General features: G+C 61.3%; 25 protein-coding genes and 1 riboswitch. Of the genes, 10 read left to right on the top strand and 15 right to left on the bottom strand.

From position 1 onward, the window contains the following. Positions 1-2: 2 nt before the first annotated feature. Both madL and madM read left to right on the top strand, forming a co-directional pair. Positions 3-407 carry a malonate transporter subunit MadL gene (madL, locus tag C4J87_RS24105; protein WP_124364782.1) on the top strand — a complete coding sequence of 135 codons (405 nt, stop codon included), beginning with the start codon at positions 3-5 and terminating at the stop codon, positions 405-407. A 1-nt stretch (position 408) separates the two neighbouring features. Next, on the top strand, positions 409-1,173 hold the full coding sequence (gene madM / locus C4J87_RS24100; RefSeq protein WP_046069909.1) for a malonate transporter subunit MadM: 765 nt from the start codon (positions 409-411) through the stop codon (positions 1,171-1,173). Positions 1,174-1,292: 119 nt separating this feature from the next. Here the strand turns inward: madM and C4J87_RS24090 are convergent, their stop codons facing one another. Continuing rightward, the gene (locus tag C4J87_RS24090) at positions 1,293-2,207 is read right to left on the bottom strand and encodes a LysR substrate-binding domain-containing protein (protein WP_124368669.1); all 915 of its coding nucleotides are present in this window, start codon (positions 2,205-2,207) and stop codon (positions 1,293-1,295) included. Positions 2,208-2,350: 143 nt separating this feature from the next. On the opposite strand from C4J87_RS24090, the gene C4J87_RS24085 reads away from it, so the two are divergent. Further along, positions 2,351-2,968 carry a hemolysin III family protein gene (locus tag C4J87_RS24085; RefSeq protein WP_124368668.1) on the top strand — a complete coding sequence of 206 codons (618 nt, stop codon included), beginning with the start codon at positions 2,351-2,353 and terminating at the stop codon, positions 2,966-2,968. A 15-nt stretch (positions 2,969-2,983) separates the two neighbouring features. Here the strand turns inward: C4J87_RS24085 and C4J87_RS24080 are convergent, their stop codons facing one another. Further along, positions 2,984-3,886 carry a LysR family transcriptional regulator gene (locus C4J87_RS24080; protein WP_124368667.1) on the bottom strand — a complete coding sequence of 301 codons (903 nt, stop codon included), beginning with the start codon at positions 3,884-3,886 and terminating at the stop codon, positions 2,984-2,986. A 107-nt stretch (positions 3,887-3,993) separates the two neighbouring features. On the opposite strand from C4J87_RS24080, the gene C4J87_RS24075 reads away from it, so the two are divergent. Continuing rightward, the gene (locus tag C4J87_RS24075; protein ID WP_124368666.1) at positions 3,994-5,235 is read left to right on the top strand and encodes a D-amino acid dehydrogenase; all 1,242 of its coding nucleotides are present in this window, start codon (positions 3,994-3,996) and stop codon (positions 5,233-5,235) included. Between the two features lie 27 nt (positions 5,236-5,262). After that, positions 5,263-6,165: a transporter substrate-binding domain-containing protein gene (locus C4J87_RS24070; RefSeq protein ID WP_124368665.1), complete on the top strand. Its 903-nt coding sequence runs from the start codon at positions 5,263-5,265 to the stop codon at positions 6,163-6,165. Positions 6,166-6,302: 137 nt separating this feature from the next. On the opposite strand, the gene C4J87_RS24065 is transcribed toward C4J87_RS24070, so the two are convergent. Both C4J87_RS24065 and C4J87_RS24060 read right to left on the bottom strand, forming a co-directional pair. Beyond that, positions 6,303-7,022 (bottom strand): 16S rRNA (uracil(1498)-N(3))-methyltransferase, encoded by a 720-nt coding sequence (locus tag C4J87_RS24065; RefSeq protein WP_124368664.1) that lies wholly within the window; start codon positions 7,020-7,022, stop codon positions 6,303-6,305. An 84-nt stretch (positions 7,023-7,106) separates the two neighbouring features. Beyond that, entirely contained in the window at positions 7,107-8,513 is a 1,407-nt protein-coding gene (locus C4J87_RS24060) for an adenosylmethionine--8-amino-7-oxononanoate transaminase (protein WP_124364775.1), read from the bottom strand. A gap of 272 nt (positions 8,514-8,785) precedes the next feature. Between C4J87_RS24060 and C4J87_RS24055 the strand changes: the two genes are divergently transcribed. Together C4J87_RS24055 and C4J87_RS24050 are read left to right on the top strand one after the other, a co-directional pair. Then, complete coding sequence (locus tag C4J87_RS24055; RefSeq protein ID WP_124368663.1) at positions 8,786-9,337, top strand: cytochrome b; 552 nt, start codon at positions 8,786-8,788, stop codon at positions 9,335-9,337. 32 nt (positions 9,338-9,369) lie between these two features. Then, positions 9,370-9,969 carry a YceI family protein gene (locus C4J87_RS24050; RefSeq protein ID WP_124368662.1) on the top strand — a complete coding sequence of 200 codons (600 nt, stop codon included), beginning with the start codon at positions 9,370-9,372 and terminating at the stop codon, positions 9,967-9,969. A 165-nt stretch (positions 9,970-10,134) separates the two neighbouring features. Here the strand turns inward: C4J87_RS24050 and C4J87_RS24045 are convergent, their stop codons facing one another. From C4J87_RS24045 to ahcY, 5 genes are all read right to left on the bottom strand, one after another. Continuing rightward, positions 10,135-12,021: a DEAD/DEAH box helicase gene (locus C4J87_RS24045; protein WP_124368661.1), complete on the bottom strand. Its 1,887-nt coding sequence runs from the start codon at positions 12,019-12,021 to the stop codon at positions 10,135-10,137. Positions 12,022-12,243: 222 nt separating this feature from the next. Further along, positions 12,244-13,047, bottom strand: a complete 804-nt coding sequence (locus C4J87_RS24040; RefSeq protein WP_124368660.1) for an ABC transporter substrate-binding protein — start codon at positions 13,045-13,047, stop codon at positions 12,244-12,246. Between the two features lie 63 nt (positions 13,048-13,110). Next, positions 13,111-14,193: a hypothetical protein gene (locus tag C4J87_RS24035; RefSeq protein WP_124368659.1), complete on the bottom strand. Its 1,083-nt coding sequence runs from the start codon at positions 14,191-14,193 to the stop codon at positions 13,111-13,113. Between the two features lie 89 nt (positions 14,194-14,282). After that, positions 14,283-15,128, bottom strand: coding sequence for a methylenetetrahydrofolate reductase [NAD(P)H] (metF, locus tag C4J87_RS24030; protein ID WP_124368658.1), 846 nt, complete (start codon positions 15,126-15,128; stop codon positions 14,283-14,285). Positions 15,129-15,410: 282 nt separating this feature from the next. Next, a complete protein-coding gene (gene ahcY, locus C4J87_RS24025) occupies positions 15,411-16,820 on the bottom strand; it encodes an adenosylhomocysteinase (RefSeq protein ID WP_124364768.1) in 1,410 nt (469 codons plus the stop codon). A 21-nt stretch (positions 16,821-16,841) separates the two neighbouring features. After that, a riboswitch (S-adenosyl-L-homocysteine riboswitch) is annotated at positions 16,842-16,948 on the bottom strand. A 198-nt stretch (positions 16,949-17,146) separates the two neighbouring features. On the opposite strand from ahcY, the gene C4J87_RS24020 reads away from it, so the two are divergent. Next, on the top strand, positions 17,147-17,551 hold the full coding sequence (locus tag C4J87_RS24020; RefSeq protein WP_124364767.1) for an acyl-CoA thioesterase: 405 nt from the start codon (positions 17,147-17,149) through the stop codon (positions 17,549-17,551). A 144-nt stretch (positions 17,552-17,695) separates the two neighbouring features. Then, positions 17,696-18,583, top strand: a complete 888-nt coding sequence (locus C4J87_RS24015) for a formate/nitrite transporter family protein (RefSeq protein WP_124368657.1) — start codon at positions 17,696-17,698, stop codon at positions 18,581-18,583. On the opposite strand, the gene C4J87_RS24010 is transcribed toward C4J87_RS24015, so the two are convergent. Continuing rightward, entirely contained in the window at positions 18,577-19,836 is a 1,260-nt protein-coding gene (locus C4J87_RS24010; RefSeq protein ID WP_124368656.1) for a sodium:proton antiporter, read from the bottom strand. The two genes, C4J87_RS24015 and C4J87_RS24010, sit on opposite strands and share 7 nt — an antisense overlap. 188 nt (positions 19,837-20,024) lie before the next feature. Between C4J87_RS24010 and C4J87_RS24005 the strand changes: the two genes are divergently transcribed. Continuing rightward, on the top strand, positions 20,025-20,411 hold the full coding sequence (locus tag C4J87_RS24005; RefSeq protein ID WP_124368655.1) for an MAPEG family protein: 387 nt from the start codon (positions 20,025-20,027) through the stop codon (positions 20,409-20,411). A 59-nt stretch (positions 20,412-20,470) separates the two neighbouring features. On the opposite strand, the gene C4J87_RS24000 is transcribed toward C4J87_RS24005, so the two are convergent. Genes C4J87_RS24000 through C4J87_RS23980 form a run of 5 tightly spaced genes read right to left on the bottom strand, consistent with a single transcriptional unit; the run spans position 20,471 to position 22,996 of the window. Then, positions 20,471-21,178, bottom strand: coding sequence for a 16S rRNA (uracil(1498)-N(3))-methyltransferase (locus C4J87_RS24000; RefSeq protein WP_124368654.1), 708 nt, complete (start codon positions 21,176-21,178; stop codon positions 20,471-20,473). Beyond that, positions 21,175-21,966 (bottom strand): twin-arginine translocase subunit TatC, encoded by a 792-nt coding sequence (tatC, locus tag C4J87_RS23995; protein WP_124368653.1) that lies wholly within the window; start codon positions 21,964-21,966, stop codon positions 21,175-21,177. The genes C4J87_RS24000 and tatC overlap by 4 nt, the downstream gene beginning before the upstream one ends. Continuing rightward, positions 21,963-22,349 carry a Sec-independent protein translocase protein TatB gene (gene tatB / locus C4J87_RS23990; protein ID WP_124364759.1) on the bottom strand — a complete coding sequence of 129 codons (387 nt, stop codon included), beginning with the start codon at positions 22,347-22,349 and terminating at the stop codon, positions 21,963-21,965. The genes tatC and tatB overlap by 4 nt, the downstream gene beginning before the upstream one ends. Before the next feature lie 10 nt (positions 22,350-22,359). Next, complete coding sequence (locus C4J87_RS23985; RefSeq protein WP_124364758.1) at positions 22,360-22,638, bottom strand: twin-arginine translocase TatA/TatE family subunit; 279 nt, start codon at positions 22,636-22,638, stop codon at positions 22,360-22,362. Positions 22,639-22,663: 25 nt separating this feature from the next. Next, complete coding sequence (locus C4J87_RS23980) at positions 22,664-22,996, bottom strand: phosphoribosyl-ATP diphosphatase (RefSeq protein ID WP_124364757.1); 333 nt, start codon at positions 22,994-22,996, stop codon at positions 22,664-22,666.

The following is a 22,996-nucleotide window of genomic DNA, read 5'->3' as shown; positions in this document are numbered from 1 at the left end:
CGATGATTATCTACGGTGTGGCATTGCTGGCGATCTGCACGCTCGCGGGCGTGATCATGGGCGACATGCTCGGCGTTTTACTGGGCGTCAAATCCAACGTGGGCGGCGTGGGCATCGCCATGATCCTGCTGATCTGCGCACGGTTGTGGATGCAAAAGCGCGGCGGGATGACCAAGGAGTGCGAGATGGGTGTGGGCTTCTGGGGCGCCATGTACATTCCGGTGGTGGTGGCGATGGCCGCGCAACAGAACGTGGTCACCGCCCTGCACGGCGGCCCGGTCGCGGTGCTGGCGGCGATTGGTTCGGTGGTGGTCTGTGGTTGCACCATCGCCTTGATCAGCCGCACGCACAGGGGCGAGCCTCTGCCCGCCGAAGAGCCGCTGATCGTTCCTGCGGGAGGTCGCTGAGATGTGGGACCTCATCGAGAAAGGCTTGGAGCATAACGGCCTGATCACTGCGTTTGCCTTTGTGGGCGTGGTGATGTGGATTTCCGTGGTGCTGTCCAAGCGCCTTACGTTCGGGCGCATCCACGGCTCGGCGATTGCCATCGTCATCGGCCTGGTGCTGGCTTGGGTCGGCGGCACGCTCACGGGTGGGCAGAAGGGCCTGGCGGACCTGGCCCTGTTTTCTGGTATCGGGCTGATGGGCGGCGCGATGCTGCGGGATTTCGCCATCGTTGCCACGGCGTTTGAAGTGCAGGCCACCGAGGCGCGCAAAGCCGGCATGATCGGTGTGATTGCGCTGCTGCTGGGCACGATCCTGCCCTTCATCGTCGGCGCGAGCATGGCCTGGGCTTTCGGTTATCGCGATGCGATCAGCATGACCACCATTGGCGCTGGCGCAGTGACCTACATTGTCGGCCCGGTGACCGGTGCGGCGATTGGCGCGACCTCGGATGTGATGGCGCTGTCGATTGCCACCGGGTTGATCAAGGCGATTCTGGTGATGGTCGGCACACCGGTGGCGGCGCGCTGGATGGGCCTGGACAACCCGCGTTCGGCGATGGTGTTTGGTGGCTTGGCCGGCACCGTGAGCGGGGTGACGGCGGGGCTGGCGGCGACGGATCGGCGGTTGGTGCCGTATGGCGCGCTGACGGCGACGTTTCATACCGGGCTTGGGTGTTTGCTCGGGCCTTCGCTGCTGTACTTCATTGTGCGGGGGTTGGTGGGCTGAGTGATCGTTCCCACGCTCCGCGTGGGAATGCAGCCCTGGACGCTCCGCGTCCGCTCTTGAAGTCGGGACGCGGAGCGTCCCAGGAGACGTGTCCCACGCGGAGCGTGGGAACGATCATCTCAAACCTGGCGATTGGCATACATCCGGCACTCCGCCAACAGCGCCAGCAAGTTCGGGTCGCGCTCCTTGGCCTTCAAGAACACCACGCCGATATGCTGCTGCAGCCGATACCTGGGCTGCAGCGGTATCAGTTTCACGCGGTTCTCATACACCGCTGCAATCCTGCCCGGCAGCAGCGCATAACCCACGCCCGAGCTGACCATGCTCAGCAGCGTGAAGATGTCGTTGACCTGCATCGCCACCTTCGGCTCGAACCCGGCCTGCTTGAACACGCGGTTGCCGTCCTGGTGGGTGGCAAAGCCTTGGGTGAGGGTGATGAAGGTTGCGTCGCGCACGTCGGCCAGGTCGATCTGCTGTTCGCGGTCGAAGGGCGAGTCGGCCGGAGTGGCGAGGAAGATGTCGTCGCTGAACAGCGCAATCTGCGCGCAGTCCGGGTCGTTCGCATGGTCGTCGAGGGCGATGAGGATCGCGTCCACTTCCATGTTCTTGAGCTTGTAGAGCAGGTCGAAATTGGAGCCCAGGATCAGGTCGATATTCAGTTCGCTGCGCCTGATTTTCAGGCCCATGATCAGTTGCGGCACGGTCTTGACCGTCAATGAATACAGCGAACCCAGCTTGAATCGTTCGGCGGAAAAGCCGGCGGCTTCGCGGGTCAGGCGTACGCTGTCGACCACATCGGCCACCAGTTTCTGGGCGCGCTCTTCGAGTACGTAGGCGCTTTCCAGCGGCGTGAGATTGCGCCCTTCGTGCTTGAACAACGGGCAGCGCAGGGCGTTTTCCAGCGAATGAATGGCGCGGTGCACGCTGACGTTGCTGGTTTGCAGCTCGGCGGCGGCGCGGGCCAGGTTGCCGGTGCGCATGAATGCCAGGAAGATTTCCAGCTTTTTGAGGGTGAATTCTTCGTCGATCAACATGGCCGTGGCTCTTGTCCGAATGCCCTCGATTGTGCCCGCAAAACCGCGCGGCGTCGCCGGAACGTCACACGGCGCTTGCACTCTGATGCCCAAGGCTGGACGCTTGCCGCCAGTCGACAAGGGTAATGGGAGGTCAACGACAGATGTACCACGGGGAACGATTCAACGCCTGGAGCCATTTGCTCGGTGCAGTCGCGGCGTGTATTGGCGTCGTGTGGATGTTGGTGGTGGCGAGCCTGGACGGCAGCCCCTGGAAAATCGTCAGTGTGGCGATTTATGGCTTTACGCTGATGGTGCTGTACAGCGCCTCGACGGTGTATCACAGCGTGCGCGGGCGGCGAAAAGAGATCATGCAGAAGGTCGATCACTTTTCGATCTACCTGCTGATCGCCGGCAGCTATACCCCGTTTTGCCTGGTGACGCTACGCGGGCCTTGGGGCTGGACGCTGTTCGGGATTGTGTGGGGGCTGGCGGTGATCGGCATCCTGCAAGAGATCAAGCCACGCTCGGAGAAACGCATCCTGTCGATCGTGATCTATGCGGTGATGGGCTGGGTCGTGCTGGTGGCGGTCAAGCCGCTGCTCGCGGCGTTGGGCACGGCAGGGTTTACCTGGCTGGCGGCGGGTGGGGTGTTGTACACCGTCGGCATTATCTTTTTTGCTTTGGAGGATCGCCTGCGTCATTCCCATGGCATCTGGCATTTGTTCGTGATCGGCGGCAGCCTGCTGCATTTTGTGGCGATCATGCATTACGTGCTTTGAATGTGGGAGGTGTGTTTAGAGACGTTCCAGCAGCTCACAGGCGCGACTGCCAAAAATCTCCAGCAGCCTGGCCAGCATATGCGGCGGTGGCTCGTTGGCGCGGGTCAGTGCGTAGAGGGTGATCGGCAGCGGCGGGGTGAGCGTGCGGATGTGGGTGGTGGCCGTTGAGGCACCCAGCGCGGTGAACGGATCGATCACGGTGAGGCCGGCGCCGGATTCGACCATCGCACGGGCCAGGGAATAGGTTTGCACCGAGATCGTCACCCGTGGCGGCGGGTCGACATTTTCCAGATAGCTGCCCAACTTCGCCGCCAGCGGGTCGGCGCTGGACAGGCCGATCAAAGGCGCGCCGGCCAGTTCGGCCAGCGGCAAGGGCTTGTGCCGTTCAGCGTCCGACCAGTAGCCTTTTGACGCCAGCGCCACCAGTACACCGTTGGCCAGCACCTGGGTGGTGAGCCCCGGATGGCCGGAGAACGTGAGCGTCAGCGCCAGGTCGATCTCGCGCATCAACAGCTTCTGCACCAGCTCGCCGCTATGGTCGCTGGACAGCTCACAGGCGATGTCCGGGTAATCACGCTTCCATTCCAGGATCGACGGCGGCAGCAGCGACAGCGCCAACGCCGGGATCGCACCGATGCGGATGCTTTGCCCCGGTTCGCGCCGCAAGCTCTTGGCCAGACGCCGCACGCCTTGCAGGCTTGCGCTGACTTTTTCGACTTCGCTTTCCAGCGCCAGGGCTTCGGGCGTGGGCTGCAATTTGCCGCGTACCCGCAGGAACAACGCAAAGCCCAGTTGCAGTTCGGCGTGCTGCAACACTTTGGTCACCGCCGGTTGCGAGACGTGCAACAACTGCGCGGCGGCACTGATAGAACCGGTCTGGCGGATGGCCTGGAAGATTTCGATATGACGCAAGCGCATGGCGAGTCCCATAACCTTTGTTTATAGGTGAGCCATCTTTATTCATTGTCAGTGGCCTGTCACCTGGCTCTACGCTGGGCGCTGTCAGTTAACGGCGGGAGGCGGGGATGGCCAGGCAGGTTTGCATTATTGGCGGTGGGGTTATCGGCCTGGCGAGCGCTTATGCGTTGGTGCGTGCCGGCCATAGCGTGACGCTGATCGAGGCGCGCGACAGCCTGGGCAGTGAAACCAGTTACGCCAATGGCGGGCAGTTGTCCTACCGCTATGTTGCACCGCTGGCCGACGCCGGGGTGCCGCTGCAGGCGCTCGGCTGGTTACTGCGCGGTGACTCGCCGTTGAAGCTGCGGCCGCGTCTCGATCCTCAGCAATGGCGCTGGATGGCCGCCTTTATCGGCGCCTGTCGTGGTTCGGTGAACCAGCGCAATGCCGCTCACTTGCTGCGCCTGGCATCCCTGAGCCAGGACACCTTGCAACAATGGCGCGAGGAGGACCGCCTGGACGACTTCGATTGGCGACGCAATGGCAAGCTGGTGACGTTTCGCAACGCCAATACCTTTGAACATGCCCGCAGTAAAGTGACCAATGTCCTGCAACAGCAGGTGTTGTCCGCTACCGATTGCACGCGCCTGGAGCCGGCGCTGGCCGGTGATGATTTTGTCGGCGGGATCTACACGCCCAACGAGGAAGTAGCGGATTGTCATGCCTTTTGCCAGCAATTGGCGGCGCGGCTGGAAGCATCGGGGCGTTGCACATTTTTGTTGGGGCGCAAGGTTACCCGGATTCGTCATACCGACGCAGTGGTGCACGCCCTCCAATTGGGTGATGAGGTGATGCCGGTCGAGCAACTGGTGCTGGCAGCAGGGCATCGCAGCGCTGGACTGGGCTTGCCGGGGTTGTCGCTGCCGCTGTATCCGCTCAAGGGCTATAGCCTGAGCGTGCCGATTGGCGCGCAGCACCGGGCGCCGAATGTGAGCATCACCGACTACGACCGCAAGATCGTCTACGCGCGTATCGGTGAGCAACTGCGCATAGCTGCCATGGTGGATATCGTCGGTTTTGATGCCAGCCTTGAGCCCAAACGGCTGGCCCTGATGAAACGCCAGGCCCTGGAGACTTTCCCGCTGGCCGGCGACTACGCCCACGCGGTCGAATGGGCCGGTATGCGCCCGGCCACGCCCACCGGTGTGCCGCTGATTGGCGCAAGCCGCTACTGCAACCTGTGGCTGAACCTGGGCCACGGCGCCCTTGGCTTCACGCTGGCGTGCGGCAGCGGCCAACTGCTGGCCGAGTTGATCGATCAGCGCAGCCCTTCCATCGATATGCAGGGCCTGACGCCCCGCGCCGCTTGACCACCCGAAAACCAACGGAGAATAACAATGAAAAAGATCCTGTTGACCGGCTGTACCCTGGGCCTTTTGTTCGGCGCACAGGCCCATGGGGCCCAAGCGCCGCTGGAGGGCACCCTGGGCAAGATCGCCAACACCAGGTCCATCACCCTGGGATACCGCGATGCGTCGGTGCCGTTTTCCTACGTGGGTGATAACACTGGCAAACCCATGGGCTATTCAGTGGACCTGGCAAGCAAGATCGTCGAGCGTATCCAGCAGAAAACCGGGGTGACCAGCCTCAACGTCAAGTACACCCTGGTGACCTCACAGACCCGGATTCCGCTGGTGCAGAACGGCACCGTCGACCTGGAGTGCGGCTCTACCGGGGTGACGGCCGACCGGCAGAAGCAGGTGGCATTTTCCTACGGGTTTATTTACGTGAAGGGGCAATTGCTGACGGCGAAGGACAGCGGCATCAAGGGCTTTGCCGACCTTGACGGCAAGAACGTGGTCACCACCGCCGGTACCACCAACGAACGATTCCTCAAAAGCTACAACGCCGAACACAGGGCCAATATGTTTGTCATCAGCGCCAAGGACCACGGCGAGGCGTTCAAGATGCTCGAGACCGGCCGTGCGGCAGCGTTCTACATGGATGATGCGTTGCTCTACGGTGAACGTGCCAAGGCCAGGGACCCGCACAACTGGGTGGTGGTGGGCGAGGAGCAGTCGCGGGAGATCTACAGCTGCATGGTGCGCAAGGATGATCCGCAGTTTCTTGCGGTGGTCAATGAGACGCTGGGCGACCTGTACCGCTCGGGGGAGATCAACGGGATTTACCAGCGCTGGTTTGAACAGCCGATTCCGCCCAAGGGCCTGAACCTGGAGTTTCCGATGACCACCGAGTTGAAGCAGATTATCGCCAAGCCAGTCAGCGACCCGGTGGAGTAAAAAGTGGTAACCCAATCCAAATGTGGGAGGGGGCTTGCCCCCGATAGCGGTGTGTCAGTCGATACAGGTGCTGGCTCACTACCGCGATCGGGAGCAAGCCCCCTCCCACATTTTTGACTGGGTTTGCAAAGGGGTAGTTAGAAGTCGCCCCAGAGTTGTTGGGCAACGGCCAAGGCGACCACCGGTGCAGTCTCGGTGCGCAACACGCGAGGGCCGAGGCGGGCGGCGTGGAAGCCGGCGCCTTGGGCGGTGTCGACTTCGCTGTCGGTCAGTCCGCCTTCAGGCCCGATCAGGAAGGCCAGGCTCGAAGGCTTGGCGTGGCTGACCATCGGCTCGGCCACCGGGTGCAGTACCAGCTTCAGGTCTGCCTCGGCTTGCTTGAGCCAGTCCGCCAGTAACAGCGGCGGGTGAATCACCGGCACCGTCGAGCGCCCGCATTGCTCGCACGCGCTGATCGCCACCTGGCGCCAGTGCAGCAGGCGTTTGTCGGCGCGTTCGTCCTTGAGGCGCACTTCGCAGCGCTCGCTGAAAATCGGGGTGATGGCGTTGACGCCCAGTTCGGTGGCTTTCTGGATCGCCCAGTCCATGCGCTCGCCCCTGGACAGACCTTGGCCGAGGTGGATATGCAGCGGCGATTCGGCCTGGCCTTTGAAACTTTCCGTGAGTTGCACGCTGACGCGTTTTTTACCGACTTCCAGCAAGCTGCCGAGAAACTCCTGGCCGGAGCCGTCGAACAGTTGCACGGCGTCGCCCTCGCTCATGCGCAGCACGCGGCTGATGTAATGCGCCTGGGCTTCGGGCAACTCGTGATCGCCGAGGCTCAGCGGGGTGTCGGTGAAAAAGCGGGAGAGTCTCATGAGGGTTCTCTGGAAAAAGGTGTGCAGAGGGGACGCGGAGCGTCCAGGGCTGCATTCCCACGCGGAGCGTGGGAACGATCATGGTTAACCTGGGTCGCGAAAGCCTGGGTGAAAATCCTTCGGCACGGCAACGCTGACCTTGCTGTTGGTGGCGATATCGATGCCTTCACTCGCAACCTCGGCAAGGAAATCGATCTGCTCCGGGGTAATCACATACGGCGGCAGGAAGTACACCACGCTGCCCAACGGTCGCAACAGCGCGCCGCGTTCCAGGGCGTGCTCGAACACCTTCAGGCCACGGCGTTCCTGCCAGGGGTAGGCGGTCTTGGTAGCTTTGTCCTGCACCATCTCGATGGCCAGGACCATGCCGGTCTGGCGCACTTCAGACACATGCGGATGGTCGACCAGATGCGCCGTGGCCGTGGCCATGCGCTGGGCCAAGGCCTTATTGTTTTCGATGACGTTGTCTTCTTCGAAAATATCCAGGGTGGCCAGGGCCGCCGCGCAGGCCAGCGGGTTGCCGGTGTAGCTGTGGGAGTGCAGGAAGGCGCGCAGGGTCGGGTAGTCGTCGTAGAAGGCGTCGTAGACATCATCGGTGGTGACCACCGCCGCCAGCGGCAGGTAACCGCCGGTCAGGGCCTTGGACAGGCACAGGAAGTCCGGGCGGATGCCGGCCTGTTCACAGGCGAACATGCTGCCGGTGCGGCCAAAGCCCACGGCGATTTCGTCGTGGATCAGGTGCACGCCATAACGGTCACAGGCTTCGCGCAGCAGCTTGAGGTACACCGGGTGATACATGCGCATGCCACCGGCGCCCTGGATCAGCGGTTCGACGATCACGGCGGCGACGCTGTCGTGGTGCTCGGCCAGGGTCTGTTCCATGGCCTGGAACATCGTGCGCGAATGTTCTTCCCAGCTCACGCCCTCGGGGCGCAGGTAGCAGTCCGGGCTCGGCACTTTGAGGGTGTCGAGCAACAATGCCTTGTAGGTTTCGGTAAACAGCGGCACGTCGCCCACCGACATCGCCGCGATGGTTTCACCGTGGTAGCTGTTGGTCAGGGTGACGAAGCGCTTTTTGTTCGGCAGGCCACGGTTGAGCCAGTAGTGAAAGCTCATTTTCAGCGCGACTTCGATACACGACGAGCCGTTATCGGCGTAGAAGCAGCGCGTCAGGCCTTCGGGGGTCATCGCCACCAGGCGCTCGGACAGCTCGATCACCGGCTGATGGCTGAAGCCGGCGAGGATCACGTGTTCCAACTGGTCGACCTGATCCTTGATGCGCTGGTTGATGCGTGGGTTGGCGTGGCCGAACACGTTGACCCACCAAGAGCTGACGGCATCGAGGTAGCGCTTGCCTTCGAAGTCTTCCAGCCATACGCCTTCACCGCGCTTGATCGGGACCAGTGGCAGTTGCTGGTGGTCTTTCATCTGGGTGCAGGGATGCCACAGCACCGCGAGGTCGCGTTGCATCCACTGGTTGTTCAAGCCCATCGGTGATCTCCTCGAAGCGGTCCCGCAACCTGCGCGGGCGAAACAATCGCGCAAGCCTATGCAATGGTGGCGTGGGTCACAAGCCATTGTGGGGAAATTCGCGGTAAATGCAGGACGGTCTGTCACGTTTCTTGGGAATAGTCTTAATCCCTTGTTAATTTATGATGCATAGCCTTCAGATCGCATTTCTCGATATTTCAAAGCGAAATTTTTCGCTTTAATTCGATAGGTAAAGCGCTAGTCTTGGGCACAGTTCTTACGGGATTAAGTTCATGCAGTTACGCAATTCATCGGCCCGCTATGGCTGGGTCAGCATGGTTTTGCACTGGGGCGTGGCCTTGGTGGTATTTGGATTGTTCGCCCTGGGCCTGTGGATGGTCGGTCTCGATTACTACAGTGCCTGGCGCAAAGACGCGCCGGACCTGCACAAGAGCATTGGCATCACGCTGTTCGCCATCATGCTGGTACGTATCGTCTGGCGCCTGGTCAGCCCGCCGCCCGCACCGCTGGCCAGCTACAGCCGGCTGACCCGCCTCGGCGCCGCGTTTGGTCACGCGTTCCTGTATGTGGGGCTGTTTGCCGTGATGATTGCCGGTTACCTGATTTCCACCGCAGACGGTGTCGGTATCCCGGTGTTTGGCCTGTTTGAGATTCCTGCCGTGGTTTCCGGGCTACCGGACCAGGCAGACACCGCCGGCGTGGTGCACCTGTACCTCGCCTGGGTGTTGGTGGTCTTCGCCGGCTTGCATGGCGTGGCTGCGCTGAAACACCACTTTATCGATCGTGATGTGACCCTTAAGCGAATGCTGGGGCGCAAAGCCTGATGTTCAACCTCGACTCACAAGGAATAGAAAACATGTTGAAAAAGACTCTCGCCGCTCTGGCTATCGGTACAGCCCTGCTGTCCGCAGGTTCGGTGATGGCCGCTGACTATGTGATCGACAAGGAAGGCCAGCACGCCTTCATCGATTTCAAGATCAGCCACCTGGGCTATAGTTACATCACCGGTACGTTCAAGGACCTGGACGGAAAGTTCAGCTTTGACGCAGCCAAGCCTGAAGACGCCAAGATCGAAGTTAACGTGCGTACTGCCAGCGTATTCTCCAATCACGCCGAACGTGACAAACACGTCAATACCAAGGACTTCTTGGAGTCGGGCAAGTTCCCGGACGCCAAGTTCGTCTCCACCAGCGTCAAGCCAACCGGCAAAAATGCTGATGGCAAGCTGACTGCCGATGTGACCGGGGACCTGACGTTCCACGGCGTGACCAAGCCTATCCTGGTCAAGGCCACTTTCCTCGGCGAAGGTAAGGACCCATGGGGCGGCTACCGTGCCGGCTTTGAAGGCACTACCAACATCAGCCGCAAGGAGTTCAACAAGGACGGCATGGACGTAGGTCCACAGTCCGACAACGTTCAGCTGTACATCACGTTTGAAGGTGTGAAAGCGAAGTAATGCTTCGTATGTAGGAGCGAGCTTGCTCGCGAAAAACGCATAAGCGCCGCGTGCATTCAGAATGCCCGCGTTATCGTTAACGTTCTTCGCGAGCAAGCTCGCTCCTACAGGTTTAAAGCAAAAAAAGCCCCGCATCTTTCGAAGCGGGGCTTTTTTGTTTTAAAACTAGCGGTTGCGGGTCAGCAGCGCTGGTTTTTCACCACGAGGACGGCCAGGCAGTTGATCCAACTGCTCGGGTGTCGGGAAGCGATCCGCTTTCGACTCCTTGTGGATGATCTTCGGTGCCGGGCCACCGCGTGGGTTTTGCACGGCTGGCTCGGACAGCGGCTGGTCGTCACGGGCCGGGCGGCGATTGTTGCTGCGCGAGTCTTCGCGACGGGCCTGGCCGTCACGCGGTGCGCCGTTGCGCGGGCCGCTGCGTTTGGCCGGTGGTGTGCCGGTGGTGCCGCCGCTGCTGTTGCGCGGACCGTTCTGGCGCGCGCCCTGTGGCTGGCCACCACGTGGAGCGGCTGCGCCTGCGCCTTGTGCCGGGGCACCTGGGCGACGGCCACGGCCTTGCGCCGGCTTGGCTTGTGGCACGTAGTCAACGCGGTTACCGAAGTTATCCACATCGTCGTCGAGGAATTCGTCCGGGGCACGGTCGGATGCGGCGCGTGGAGGCTGGCTCGGCTGGCGCTGTTCGCGGGCCGGGGTGCCTTCACGGGGCTTCTGCTCGCGGGCCGGTCGTTCGCCACGGCTGCTGGTCGCAGTTTTTTCCTTGCCCTTGTCCTTGCCCTTGTCGCGACGGCCACCACCACCACCGCCACCGCCGCCGTTCGGGCCATCGCCCTTCGGACCGCGTGGGTTGCGTGGGTTGCGCACGTCCGGACGCTCGCGCGCTTCAGGCTTTTCGGCCTCCACGGCGCTGGAATCGAAGCCCATCAGGTCGCCGTCGGCGATTTTCTGCTTGGTCATGCGCTCGATGCTTTTCAGCAGCTTCTCTTCGTCCGGTGCAACCAGGGAAATGGCCTCGCCCGAACGACCGGCACGGCCGGTACGGCCGATACGGTGCACGTAGTCTTCGTCGACGTTCGGCAGCTCGAAGTTGACCACATGGGGCAACTGGTCGATATCCAGGCCGCGTGCGGCGATATCGGTGGCGACCAGGATGCGCACACTGCCGGCCTTGAAGTCGGCCAGGGCTTTGGTGCGCGCGTTCTGGCTCTTGTTACCGTGGATGGCGACGGCGGTGAGGCCGTGCTTGTCCAGGTACTCGGCCAGGCGGTTGGCGCCGTGCTTGGTGCGGGTAAACACCAGCACCTGTTCCCAGGCACCGTGGGTAATCAGGTGCGCGAGCAGCGAGCGCTTGTGGCTGGCGGCCAGGCGGAACACGCGTTGCTCGATACGCTCGACCGTGGTGTTGGGCGGCGTGACTTCGATGCGTTCCGGGTTGTGCAACAGCTTGCCGGCCAGGGCGGTGATGTCCTGGGAGAACGTTGCCGAGAACAGCAGGTTCTGACGTTTGGCCGGCAGGCGGGCGAGGACCTTCTTCACGTCATGGACAAAGCCCATGTCGAGCATGCGGTCGGCTTCGTCCAGCACGAGGATTTCGACGTGGGACAAGTCGACGCTGCCTTGGCCGCACAGGTCGAGCAAACGACCCGGGCAGGCCACCAGCACGTCAACACCACGGGACATGGCCTGAACCTGGGGGTTCATGCCGACGCCGCCGAAGATGCAGGCGCTGACGAACTTCAGGTCGCGGGCATACAGCTTGAAGCTGTCGTGCACCTGGGCGGCGAGTTCGCGGGTAGGGGTCAGGACCAGTACGCGCGGTTGGCGCGGGCCGTGACGCTGGGATTTGTCCGGGTGACCGTTGGGGAACAACCGCTCCAGAATCGGGAGGGCGAAACCACCGGTTTTACCGGTACCTGTCTGCGCCGCAACCATCAGGTCGCGACCTTGCAACACGGCGGGAATGGCCCGCTGTTGCACCGGAGTAGGCTCGGTATAGCCCGCTGCCTCGATGGCGCGGACTAAAGCCTCGGAGAGACCGAGGGAAGCAAAGGACATGAGTAATCCTGTTTTAGTTAGGGCTTGGCCCAGAGGGATAATCTTGCCGGGCGTGAATGGCGCTTAGGGGAGCGTAATCCCGTCCGGTCCTGCTGCGTCTGGCGGGCACTCCACCGGCTCGCGCGGGCTGCAAAGCTGCGCTGTAGCGGGGTTGGGTGCCTTTTTCAAGACCTCAGCGGCCGGGCGTAAGCCTGGCGGAAAGGCCGGAGTATAACAGAGCAATCACTGCGCGCTGCTTTCCTGCTGCTCAACGGTGTATTCGGAGGCGCTGATGGGCGCCGTTTGCGCCTGGATACCGCCATATTTGGCGCTCAAGGCGGCGTAGGCCGGCTCTTGCTTGAAGCGCCTGAGCTCAGCGGCAAAGCGCTGGACCAGCAAATCCATGCCCGCGCCACGGCGTACGGCAAGAAACTGCTGCTGGCGGCTGACCACCAGCGGCGCCTGGCTGACCTTGTCTTCCAGGCCCAATTGCTTGATCACGTGCTGCCCCACGCGACGGTCAGTGACCACCATATCGATGCGCCCCAGCATCAGCTTGCCGAAGTTGGCCTCATGGCTGGGGGCGGGTTCACGGGCAAAGGTGGCGGACGCGCCGAAGGCTTCGCCATACAGGTAACCGGGAGAGATCCCCACGCTCAGGCCGCGCAGATCGTCGAGGGTTTCGGCGGGGTGCGGACGCTCATTGGCGTAGAACAGCACGAATTCGACCGTCGACAAGGGTTCGCTGGGGTAGAGCAGCAAGGCGTCGCGCTCGTGGCTGTGGAAAATGTCCAGCGCGCCGTCGGCGTGGCCTTGGTCAAGCATCGCCAGGCAACGTTTCCAGGGCAGGAACTGCCATTGCACATCCACGCCGAGGCGCTGGAACACGATCACCGTGGTTTCGTAGTCCAGCCCACGCATGCTGCCGTTGTCGTCGTAGACGTAGGGCGCCCATGGTTCGGTGACAATGCGCAGTTTCTCGCCATAAGCGGCCAGGCTCAGGCAAGTGAAAAGCGCAGCGATCAACAACTTGAAAATGACGGGCATTCCCTGAGGTTACGACGCTACCGAGATAAAGAGAAGCTCTGGCACGCGCGTTGGCGCCGGGTCTCAGTTGACTGGCGCGTCCATCAGGTGAGCGTGGATCGCGGCACGCCGCTCGCCGAGGATCAGGCGCACCACCGGGTTGGCGAACCAGCGTTCGAGCTGGTGCGCGTCAATCGGGCGTTGCTGGCGCTCTTCCTGGTTCTGTCGGGCCTTGTCCCACCAAACGGGGCCGCAGGCCTGGTCGAACTCGTTTTCGTGTTCATAGCAACCGTAGAGGATTTCACGGATGAACTGCTGCTGGTGCTTGGGCAGCAACAGGGTAATCAGCTTGTACAGCGTGCGCTGCAAACGCGGCGGGCGCGGCAAGTGGGCGGACACTTGACGTGTGTCGGCCAGGGCCAGCGCACTGGTGGGTGCGGCGGCGTGCTTGGCGATCCAGGCCTTGACCTTGGCCCGGAACAGCTGCTTGCGGCTCCAGTAATGGTGGATCAGGTCCGGGCACTCGCGCACGTTGACGGTGCGGTAGGCGGCGATGGACAGGCAGAACTCTTCCAGTGTGTAGGCACCCTGGGCATGGGGAAACAGTTCGTCCATCAACTCGATCGAACGGTCGAGGATATGCGCGTCCTGCTGGGTCAGGCCCATCACGCCGGAGTTGAGGGTCATCATGTCATCGTCGGCCACACCTATCTCCAGCAGGCGCTGGCGCAGGGCGGTGTAGAGGATGCTTTCGTGGTTGTCGCCGTACTTGGTGTAGAAGGCGTTGCACAGCAAGGTGCCCGGCTGCACACGCTCGAACAGCGTCAGGGGGGAGTGGTGGAAAAACGTGTCGGTGTCGATCAGCAACGCTACCGGCGACTCTTGCAACACCTGGCGCAGCACAACGTGCTTGGTGCGAAAGTGATAACCGTGGGGTTCACTCCAGCGCTTGCGGGTCGCCTCGTCCAGCGGGCGTACACGCACCGGCAGCAGGCGATAGGGTTCGGGGTTGTCGCTGAAGACCTGGATATCCACGGCCGCATCAGGGGTGTCCTGCAGGAAAGCCAATGCGCTGGCAATGCTGAATACCGCTTCCTGGTGGTAGGTCTCGGCGCCGAAGACGAGGTAGACCAGCTGCGGACGGGAAGAGGAAGGCACTGTATTCATGGACTGCGGGGTTCCTGAGCACTTAAAACGACAAATGTGAAGCGACAAAGGCCCTCGTGAACGAGGGCCTTGGCACAACCGGGCAAGCCTTAGCGTGGCAGCTTGAGGTTGTTCCAGATGGCAAGGCTGGGTTCAGCCTGGTTCAGGGTATAGAAGTGCAACCCTGGCGCACCACCTTGCAACAATTGCTCACACATCTCGGTGATGACCTGCTCGCCGAACGCCTGGATGCTTTTGACGTCGTCGCCATAGGCTTCCAGCTGCTTGCGCACCCAGCGTGGGATTTCGGCACCGCAGGCGTCGGAGAAGCGCGCCAGCTTGCTGTAGTTGGTGATCGGCATGATGCCCGGCACGATCGGGATGTTCACACCCATGGCGCGTACACGCTCGACGAAGTAGAAGTAGCTGTCGGCGTTGAAGAAGTACTGGGTGATCGCGCTATTGGCGCCGGCGTTGGCCTTGCGTACGAAGTTCTTGAGATCGTCTTCGAAATTGCGCGCCTGGGGGTGCATCTCCGGATAAGCGGCTACTTCGATGTGAAAGTGATCGCCGCTTTCTTCGCGGATGAAGCTCACCAGGTCATTGGCGTAGCGCAGCTCACCGCTGGCCATGCCCATGCCGGAGGGCAGGTCGCCACGCAGGGCGACGATACGCTTGATGCCGGCGGCTTTGTATTGGGTCAGCAGGCCGCGCAGGTCGGCTTTGCTATCGCCCACGCACGACAAGTGCGGAGCGGCGGGAACTTTGACTTCACTTTCGAGCTGCAGCACGGTGTTGATCGTACGGTCACGGGTCGAACCGCCGGCGCCGTAGGTGCAGGAAAAGAAGTCGGGCTGGTAGCTGGCCAACTGTTTGGCAGTGGCCATCAGTTTTTCATGCCCAGCATCGGTCTTGGTTGGGAAGAACTCGAAGCTGTAGCGACGGTCTTGGGACATGGTCATACCCTTGGAAACTCATAAAACCGGAGATGTACACCGTCAATGTGGGAGGGGGCTTGCCCCAATGCCAGTCAGTTAAGCGTACACCGCCGTCTGTAGGAGCGAGCTTGCTCGCGAAAAACGTCAACGATAACGCGTGCTTTCTGAATGAACGCGGTGCCTGTGAGTTTTTCGCGAGCAAGCTCGCTCCTACAAAAAGCCTTAACTGACTGGCATTAGGGCTTGCCCCCTCCCGCATTAAAGCCCGCTCCCCCACAGGGAGAGCAGGCAGCAGGCATATCAGTAGCGGTAAGCGTGCGGCTTGAACGGACCTTCAACGGTCACGCCGATGTAGTCGGCCTGGGTCTTGGTCAGTTGGGTCACCACGCCGCCGAAGCCGCGGACCATTTCCAGGGCCACTTCTTCGTCGAGTTTCTTCGGCAGTACTTCCACGGTCAGGCGCTCGGCTTTCTGGGCAGGCGACAGGTCGGCGTACTTCTGTTGGAACAGGAAGATCTGCGCCAGTACCTGGTTGGCGAACGAGCCGTCCATGATGCGGCTTGGGTGGCCGGTCGCGTTACCCAGGTTCACCAGACGGCCTTCGGCCAGCAGGATCAGGTAGTCGTCGTTCTGCGGGTCGAAATCGCCCGAGCCGGTACGGTGAACCTTGTGCACCTGTGGCTTCACTTCTTCCCATGCCCAGTTCTTGCGCATGAAAGCGGTGTCGATCTCGTTATCGAAGTGGCCGATGTTGCAAACCACTGCGCGTTTCTTCAGCGCCTTGAGCATGTTCGCGTCGCAGACATTCACGTTACCAGTGGTGGTCACGATCAGGTCGATCTTGCCCAGCAGCGCCTTGTCGATGCTCGCTTCGGTGCCGTCGTTGATGCCGTCGATGAACGGCGAAACCACTTCGAAACCGTCCATGCAGGCTTGCATGGCGCAGATCGGGTCAACTTCGGAGACCTTGACGATCATGCCTTCCTGACGCAGGGACTGGGACGAACCCTTGCCCACGTCGCCGTAGCCGATCACCAGGGCTTGCTTGCCCGACAGCAGGTGGTCGGTGCCGCGCTTGATGGCGTCGTTCAGGCTGTGACGGCAACCGTATTTGTTGTCGTTCTTGCTCTTGGTCACCGAGTCGTTGACGTTGATGGCCGGAATTTTCAGCTCGCCCTTGGCCAGCATGTCCAACAGGCGGTGTACGCCGGTGGTGGTTTCTTCGGTCACGCCGTGGACGCGGTCGAGGATCTGCGGGTATTTCTTGTGCAGCAACTCGGTCAGGTCGCCGCCGTCGTCGAGGATCATGTTGGCATCCCAAGGCGCGCCGTCCTTGAGGATGGTTTGCTCCAGGCACCACTCGTACTCGGCCTCGGTTTCGCCTTTCCAGGCGAACACCGGAATACCGGCGGCGGCGATAGCGGCAGCGGCCTGGTCTTGAGTCGAGAAAATATTGCAGGACGACCAACGTACTTCGGCACCCAGGGCAACCAGGGTTTCGATCAGCACGGCAGTCTGGATGGTCATGTGGATGCAGCCGAGAATCTTCGCACCCTTGAGCGGCTGCTCAGCGGCGTACTTGCGACGCAGGCCCATCAGGGCTGGCATTTCGGATTCGGCGATAAAGGTTTCGCGACGGCCCCAGGCGGCGAGGGACATGTCGGCGACTTTGTAGTCGTTGAATTCTGCAGGCGTAATTACAGCGCTCATGAAGAGCCTCCATTCGTAGTGTGCGAATGGGCGCCGTTGTGCGTTTAGTATCGAGCCAGGTGAGCCAGGCCAGACAACGCCCCATCCGAGCCTGACAGGTTGAACCTGCTGCAGCGCCCCTCGGACAGGTGGCGGGAGAACGGTATCAACTGAAGATGACCGTTTTGAAGCGGAGGCGATTATAGCCGTGTACGCGGCACTTCCCAAGCCTTTCTGTCGGCGACATGAAGATCGCTCATGGGGTTGATAGGCAATGGCTCATAGAGCTTGGGCCCGGGCTCTGCCATGATATTGGCCATCATTGGGCAACACGCTTTGGAGTGACCATGAACTTCCACACCCGCAAATGGGTAAAACCCGAAGACCTCAACCCCAACGGCACCCTGTTCGGCGGCAGCCTGCTGCGCTGGATCGACGAAGAAGCGGCGATCTATGCGATCGTGCAATTGGGTAACCAGCGCGTGGTGACCAAGTACATCTCCGAAATCAACTTCGTCAGCGCCTCACGCCAGGGTGACATCATCGAACTGGGCATCACCGCAACCGAGTTCGGCCGCACCTCCATCACCCTGACCTGTGAAGTGCGTAACAAAATCACGCGCAAAAGCATCCTGACCGTGGAGAAAATGGTCTTCGTCAACCTCGGTGAAGACGGGCTGCCAGCGCCTCACGGCCGCACCGAAATCAAATACGTGAAGGATCAGTTCGAGGGCGACGGTCTTTCCGAGTAACAGCGTGGCGGTGTAAATACTGTCTTCAAGAATCCGATGGAGTTGGATCAAGGACTGGAAGATTGCGCTTTAGTTGCCTGGCCACTGAACAGCCACGGTGGCGGCGTGTCGTAGCTACACGCCCCCCTTGGACACCGGAACATCATGGCCACCGACGAAGCAGGCAAAACCCCCAACCTGTCCCACGAAGAGCAGCAGGACGTAGACAAGAACCAGCCGCCCCGCGCCGCGGTGCTGCATGAAATCATCCGTACCCAGGGCGACCAGGAGCTGGAGCGCAACGTCGCAGCGTTGTGGTGGTCTGCCTTGGCTGCCGGGTTGACCATGGGGCTGTCGCTGATGGCCATGGGCTTGCTCAACTCGCGCTTGCCGGACGGCGAAGCGTTCAAGGTCATCGCCAGCTTTGGTTATTGCGCGGGGTTCCTGGCGGTGATCCTCGCGCGCCAGCAACTGTTTACCGAGAACACCCTCACTGCCGTGTTGCCGGTGATGAGCAAACCGACCCTGTCCAATGCCGGGCGCCTGTTGCGGCTCTGGACGGTGGTGCTGGTGGGCAACCTGTGCGGGACCTTGCTGGTGGCTTATGTGATGTTGCACCTGCCGATCTTCGATGCAAAGACCGACCTGGCCTTCCTCGAAATCGGGCGCAAGATCATGGAAAACGATGCCGGCCAGATGTTCGCCAAGGGCATCGTCTCCGGCTGGATGATCGCCACCATGGTGTGGATGATCCCGTCGATGGAAAGCGCCAAGATGTTCATCATTATTGTGATCACCTACCTCATGGCGCTGGGGGACTTTACCCACATCGTAGTGGGTTCGGCGGAAGTGTCCTACCTGGTGTTTGCCGGCGAACTGTCCTGGCATGACTTCTGGCTGATATTTGCCGGCCCGACCCTGGCCGGCAATATCATCGGCGGCAGCTTCATCTTTGCGTTGATCAGCCATGCGCAGATTCGCAGTGAGGGCAGCTTGCCGGGCAAGAAGGCTGCGGACCCGAGGCATCCGCAGCAGATCGAGAAGAATCAGTGAGGCATGGACGTGGCCTCGGTTTCGCCCCGGGTCACGTGTTTGACCAGTTTGCCGATACTCAAGCCCTGGAGCAGGATGGACGACAGCACCACGATATAGGTGATGCTCAGCAACAAGTCGCGTTCCGGGCCCAGCGGCAGTGCCAGGGCCAGTGCTACCGAGACGCCGCCGCGCAAACCGCCCCAGGTCAGGATGCGGATGGTGCCGCGCGGTACCGTGCGCCAGCGGCGCAGCAGCAGGATCGCCGGGGCCACGGTCAGCAGGCGTGACAGCAGGATCGCCACAGCGAGCAAACTGGCCGCCAATACGTGCAGCCAGTTGAACGGCAACAGCAGCAGTTCCATGCCGATCAATGCAAACAGCAGGGCGTTGAGCATGTCGTCGAGCAACTCCCAGAAACCATCCAGATAGCGCCGAGTCATGTCGTTCATCGCCAGCTTGCGGCCCAGGTTGCCGATGATCAGCCCGGCCACCACCATCGCAATCGGTGCCGAGACGTGCAGTTCAGTGGCCATCGCCGAGCCGCCGATCACCAGCGCCAGGGTCAGCATGACTTCAATCTGGTGCTGCTCGATGCTTTTGATCATCAGGTACACGAGGTAACCGATCAGCCCACCGAACACCACACCGCCAATCGCCTCATGGGCGAAAAGCATGGCCGTGGCGCCGACGGTCGGTGTTTCACCGAGCTGCGCGATGCCCAGCAGGACGGTGAACACCACCACTGCGGTGCCGTCGTTGAACAGCGATTCGCCGACGATCGTGGTTTTCAGTGGTTTCGAGGCGTTGGCGGTACGCAGCACGCCCAGTACCGCAATCGGGTCGGTCGGCGAGATCAGCGCGCCGAACAGCAGGCAATACAGGAAACTCACGTGCCAGCCGAACAGGGCGAAGATGTAGTACGCCAGGCTGCCGATCACCAGGGTAGCGATCAATACGCCAAAGGTCGCCAACAGGCCGATGGGCCAGCGGTAGCTGCGCAGGTCGCTCAAGTTGACGTGCAACGCGCCGGCGAACAGCAGGAACGAGAGCATCCAGTTCATCAGCAAGTCGCCGAAGTCGATCTGGCCGATCAGTTGCTGGATGCGCTCTTCCAGGCCGGGGTAGCCGATGAAACTGAGGCCTTGCAGGATCAGCGAAAACAGCAGCGCAGTGACCATTACGCCGATGGTCGGCGGCAGGCCGATAAAACGAAAGTTCACATAGGTGAGCAGGGTAGTGAGGCAAATGAAGGCGGCGACAAGTTCAAGCATCCGGGGTCCTTGGGACGGGGAAATATAGGTGCACAGCGTGCGTCGGGACGTTGTTTAGTATAAACAGGTGCCCTTACAGGAAAGAACCTTTCGGCCGATCATGGCTCATAGCTTGAACGTCGGCGCAGATCGGCCTGTGAGTGATGACGCTCTGACTGCCTTGATAAAACCAAAAAAGGGAATGACTGATGACAGTGGCTTTCTGGTGTGTGTTGATCGCAATCTTTCTGCCGTACCTGTGTACCGGTGTGGCCAAGTTCAGCGGCGGCAAGTTCGCGCCGCGGCATAACCACGACCCGCGCGCGTTCCTGGACACGGTCGAAGGCGTTGCCAAGCGTGCCCACAATGCGCAACTCAACAGCTTTGAAGTCACCCCGGCCTTTGCGGCGGCGGTGATCATCGCCCACCTGGCCGGCACGGCCGAGCTGGTGACGATCAACGTGCTGGCGGTGCTGTTCATCACCAGCCGCCTGCTGTACATCATTTGCTACCTGGCGGACTGGGCGCTGTTGCGTTCGCTGGTGTGGGCCGTGGGGATGGCGTTGATCGCGAGTTTCTTCTTTGTTTCGATCTGACGGTTGACGCACGTACCTTGTGGGCGCTGGCTTGACTGCGCTGTGCATAGGTTATTGGGTTAGAACAACCGGGCAAGCAGGGCGGTCACGGCGGTTTCCACCCGCAGGATACGTGCGCCAAGCTGCACCGGTTGCAAGCCGGCCTTGGTCAGCAGCTCGACTTCATAGGGGATCCAGCCGCCTTCCGGCCCGATCGCCAAGGTCACCGGTTCCTCCAGGCCGCGGGGGCAGGGCGGGTAGTCGCCGGGGTGGCCGATCAGGCCAAGCGTGCCCTCAGCCATGGCCGGCAGGCGGTCTTCAACGAACGGCTTGAAACGTTTCTCGATAATGATCTCGGGCAGTACCGTGTCCCGCGCCTGTTCCAGGCCCAGGATCAGTTGCTCGCGGACCGCCTGCGGTTCGAGGAACGGCGTTTGCCAAAAGCTTTTTTCCACCCGATAACTGTTGACCAGCACCACCTTGGGCACACCCATGGCCGCAACGGTTTGCAGCACCCGGCGCAGCATCTTCGGGCGTGGCAGCGCCAGCAGCAGGGTCAGCGGCAGTTTGCTCGGCGGCGGTTGGTCGAAGCTGACCTGCAGCTCGGCCTCGCTGTCTTGCAGGCGCAGCAACTGCGCATTGCCCATCGCCCCGCCAATACGCCCGACCCGCAGGTTGTCACCCACTTCGGCGCGATGCACGTGCTGCATATGCACCAAGCGCCGATCACGCAGGATCACCCGGTCGGCCGCAATAAAATCGGCCTCTTCGAGCAGCAGCAGGTTCACGGCTGGGTCGCTGGCGGCTGGTCGTCGTCGGCGGCCTGATCATCCGGGTGTTCGCCACGCTTGCTGATCAAGCCGCTGAACAGGATGCCGATTTCGAACAGCATCCACATCGGCACGGCCAGCAGGGTCTGGGAGAAGATGTCCGGCGGGGTGAGGATCATGCCAACCACGAAGCAGCCGATGATCACATACGGGCGGATCTTCTTCAGGTACGCCACGTTGACCACACCGATCCACACCAGCAACACCACCGCCACCGGGATTTCGAAGGCCACGCCAAAGGCGAAGAACAGCGTCATCACGAAGTCGAGGTAGCTGGTGATGTCGGTCATCATCTCCACGCCGGCCGGGGTGGCGGCGGCGAAGAATTTGAAGATCAGCGGAAATACCAGGAAGTAGGCGAACGCCATGCCGGTGTAGAACAGCAGGATGCTCGACACCAGCAACGGCACGGCGATGCGCTTTTCATGCTTGTACAGCCCCGGTGCGATGAAGCCCCAGATCTGATGCAGGATCACCGGGATCGCCAGGAACAGCGAGACCATCATGGTCAGCTTCAACGGCGTCAGGAACGGCGACGACACGTCGGTGGCGATCATTGTCGCGCCCGCCGGCAAATACTGGCGCAGTGGCGTGGAGACGAAGGTATAGATCTGCTGGGTAAAGGCGAACAGCCCGGCAAAAATGATGAAGATGGCCGCTACGCAACGCAGCAGGCGGGTACGCAGCTCGGTGAGGTGCGAGACCAGCGGCATGTGCTGGTCGTTTTCCGGTTTATCAGCGCTCATGGGGCTCGCGGCGGCAATGTAGGGTCATGGGGCGCGGGCGACGCAACGGGCGTCGGCGCAGGCTCTGTCGGGGTGGTTGCGGCTGCTGGCGCGATGCTGTTTTCAACCACAGGCTCCGCGGGTTTGGCGGGCTCCTGCACCGGCGACAGAATCTTGCGCGTTTCCTGCTCCAACGACAGGATATGTTCGTTGTGCAGCTGCCGGCGGATCTCGTCGGCACCGATTTCCCGTTCAACTTCCTGTTTGATCGCGTTGAAACTGCGTTTCAGGCGCCCGATCCACAGGCCGGCCGTGCGTGCTGCACCGGGCAGGCGCTCCGGCCCCAATACCAGCAGGGCCACGAGGCCGACGAGCAGCAGTTCAGAGAAGCTGATACCAAACATTAGTCAGTGCTCACGAGTCTTTGCGGGTCGGCTCTTCGACTTTTTCAGCCTGCACGTCGAAGGTACGACGCTCGGTGATCGGCTGGGCGGCCTGAGGGTGCACCGGTTGGGCTGGCGGAACCGGATTCACCACCGGGTCGGCAGGTTTTTCGTCATCGTTCATGGCCTTGCGAAAGCCCTTGATCGACTCACCCACGTCGGTGCCGAGGTTTTTCAGTTTCTTGGTGCCGAACACCAATACCACTACCACCAGAATGACGATCCAGTGTTTCCAGTCGAAAATACCCATGCTGCAAATCCTCGATAAAAGTTATTCAGGCGGACGGGCGCGAGGCCTTCTCGGCGTGCCCGGACAGGCCGAAGCGACGGTCCAGTTCATCCAGCACGGCCTGTGGATGCTGCCCCAGCTGGGCGAGCATGACCAGGCTATGGAACCACAAGTCGGCGGTCTCATAGATGACATCGCTGCAATCGCCGCTGATCTGCGCATCCTTGGCGGCAATAATCGTCTCGACGGATTCTTCGCCGAGCTTTTCCAGGATCTTGTTCAGACCCTTGTGATACAGGCTGGCGACATAGGAGCTGTCGGCATCCGCGCCTTTGCGCTCTTCCAGCACCTGGGCCACACGGTTCAGGGTATCGCTCAT

Source organism: Pseudomonas sp. R1-43-08, from assembly GCF_003852255.1.
In the GTDB taxonomy this organism is placed as follows: domain Bacteria; phylum Pseudomonadota; class Gammaproteobacteria; order Pseudomonadales; family Pseudomonadaceae; genus Aquipseudomonas.
The sequence above is the reverse complement of the archived record's forward strand: the minus strand, read 5'-3'. Positions and strand labels throughout refer to the sequence as shown.

Bases quoted from the DNA above. Each gene is read 5' to 3' on its own strand.
- C4J87_RS24010 (WP_124368656.1), bottom strand. From the start codon at position 19,836: ATGCTTGAACTTGTCGCCGCCTTCATTTGCCTCACTACCCTGCTCACC.
- C4J87_RS24085 (WP_124368668.1), top strand. From the start codon at position 2,351: ATGTACCACGGGGAACGATTCAACGCCTGGAGCCATTTGCTCGGTGCA.
- C4J87_RS24020 (WP_124364767.1), top strand. From the start codon at position 17,147: ATGAACTTCCACACCCGCAAATGGGTAAAACCCGAAGACCTCAACCCC.
- C4J87_RS24005 (WP_124368655.1), top strand. From the start codon at position 20,025: ATGACAGTGGCTTTCTGGTGTGTGTTGATCGCAATCTTTCTGCCGTAC.
- madM (WP_046069909.1), top strand. From the start codon at position 409: ATGTGGGACCTCATCGAGAAAGGCTTGGAGCATAACGGCCTGATCACT.
- C4J87_RS24050 (WP_124368662.1), top strand. From the start codon at position 9,370: ATGTTGAAAAAGACTCTCGCCGCTCTGGCTATCGGTACAGCCCTGCTG.
- tatB (WP_124364759.1), bottom strand. From the start codon at position 22,349: ATGTTTGGTATCAGCTTCTCTGAACTGCTGCTCGTCGGCCTCGTGGCC.
- C4J87_RS24060 (WP_124364775.1), bottom strand. From the start codon at position 8,513: ATGGGCTTGAACAACCAGTGGATGCAACGCGACCTCGCGGTGCTGTGG.
- C4J87_RS24015 (WP_124368657.1), top strand. From the start codon at position 17,696: ATGGCCACCGACGAAGCAGGCAAAACCCCCAACCTGTCCCACGAAGAG.
- C4J87_RS24080 (WP_124368667.1), bottom strand. From the start codon at position 3,886: ATGCGCTTGCGTCATATCGAAATCTTCCAGGCCATCCGCCAGACCGGT.
- ahcY (WP_124364768.1), bottom strand. From the start codon at position 16,820: ATGAGCGCTGTAATTACGCCTGCAGAATTCAACGACTACAAAGTCGCC.
- metF (WP_124368658.1), bottom strand. From the start codon at position 15,128: ATGTCCCAAGACCGTCGCTACAGCTTCGAGTTCTTCCCAACCAAGACC.
- C4J87_RS24070 (WP_124368665.1), top strand. From the start codon at position 5,263: ATGAAAAAGATCCTGTTGACCGGCTGTACCCTGGGCCTTTTGTTCGGC.
- C4J87_RS23980 (WP_124364757.1), bottom strand. From the start codon at position 22,996: ATGAGCGATACCCTGAACCGTGTGGCCCAGGTGCTGGAAGAGCGCAAA.
- C4J87_RS24090 (WP_124368669.1), bottom strand. From the start codon at position 2,207: ATGTTGATCGACGAAGAATTCACCCTCAAAAAGCTGGAAATCTTCCTG.
- C4J87_RS24055 (WP_124368663.1), top strand. From the start codon at position 8,786: ATGCAGTTACGCAATTCATCGGCCCGCTATGGCTGGGTCAGCATGGTT.
- C4J87_RS24075 (WP_124368666.1), top strand. From the start codon at position 3,994: ATGGCCAGGCAGGTTTGCATTATTGGCGGTGGGGTTATCGGCCTGGCG.
- tatC (WP_124368653.1), bottom strand. From the start codon at position 21,966: ATGAGCGCTGATAAACCGGAAAACGACCAGCACATGCCGCTGGTCTCG.
- C4J87_RS24040 (WP_124368660.1), bottom strand. From the start codon at position 13,047: ATGCCCGTCATTTTCAAGTTGTTGATCGCTGCGCTTTTCACTTGCCTG.
- C4J87_RS24045 (WP_124368661.1), bottom strand. From the start codon at position 12,021: ATGTCCTTTGCTTCCCTCGGTCTCTCCGAGGCTTTAGTCCGCGCCATC.
- C4J87_RS23985 (WP_124364758.1), bottom strand. From the start codon at position 22,638: ATGGGTATTTTCGACTGGAAACACTGGATCGTCATTCTGGTGGTAGTG.
- C4J87_RS24035 (WP_124368659.1), bottom strand. From the start codon at position 14,193: ATGAATACAGTGCCTTCCTCTTCCCGTCCGCAGCTGGTCTACCTCGTC.
- C4J87_RS24065 (WP_124368664.1), bottom strand. From the start codon at position 7,022: ATGAGACTCTCCCGCTTTTTCACCGACACCCCGCTGAGCCTCGGCGAT.
- madL (WP_124364782.1), top strand. From the start codon at position 3: ATGATTATCTACGGTGTGGCATTGCTGGCGATCTGCACGCTCGCGGGC.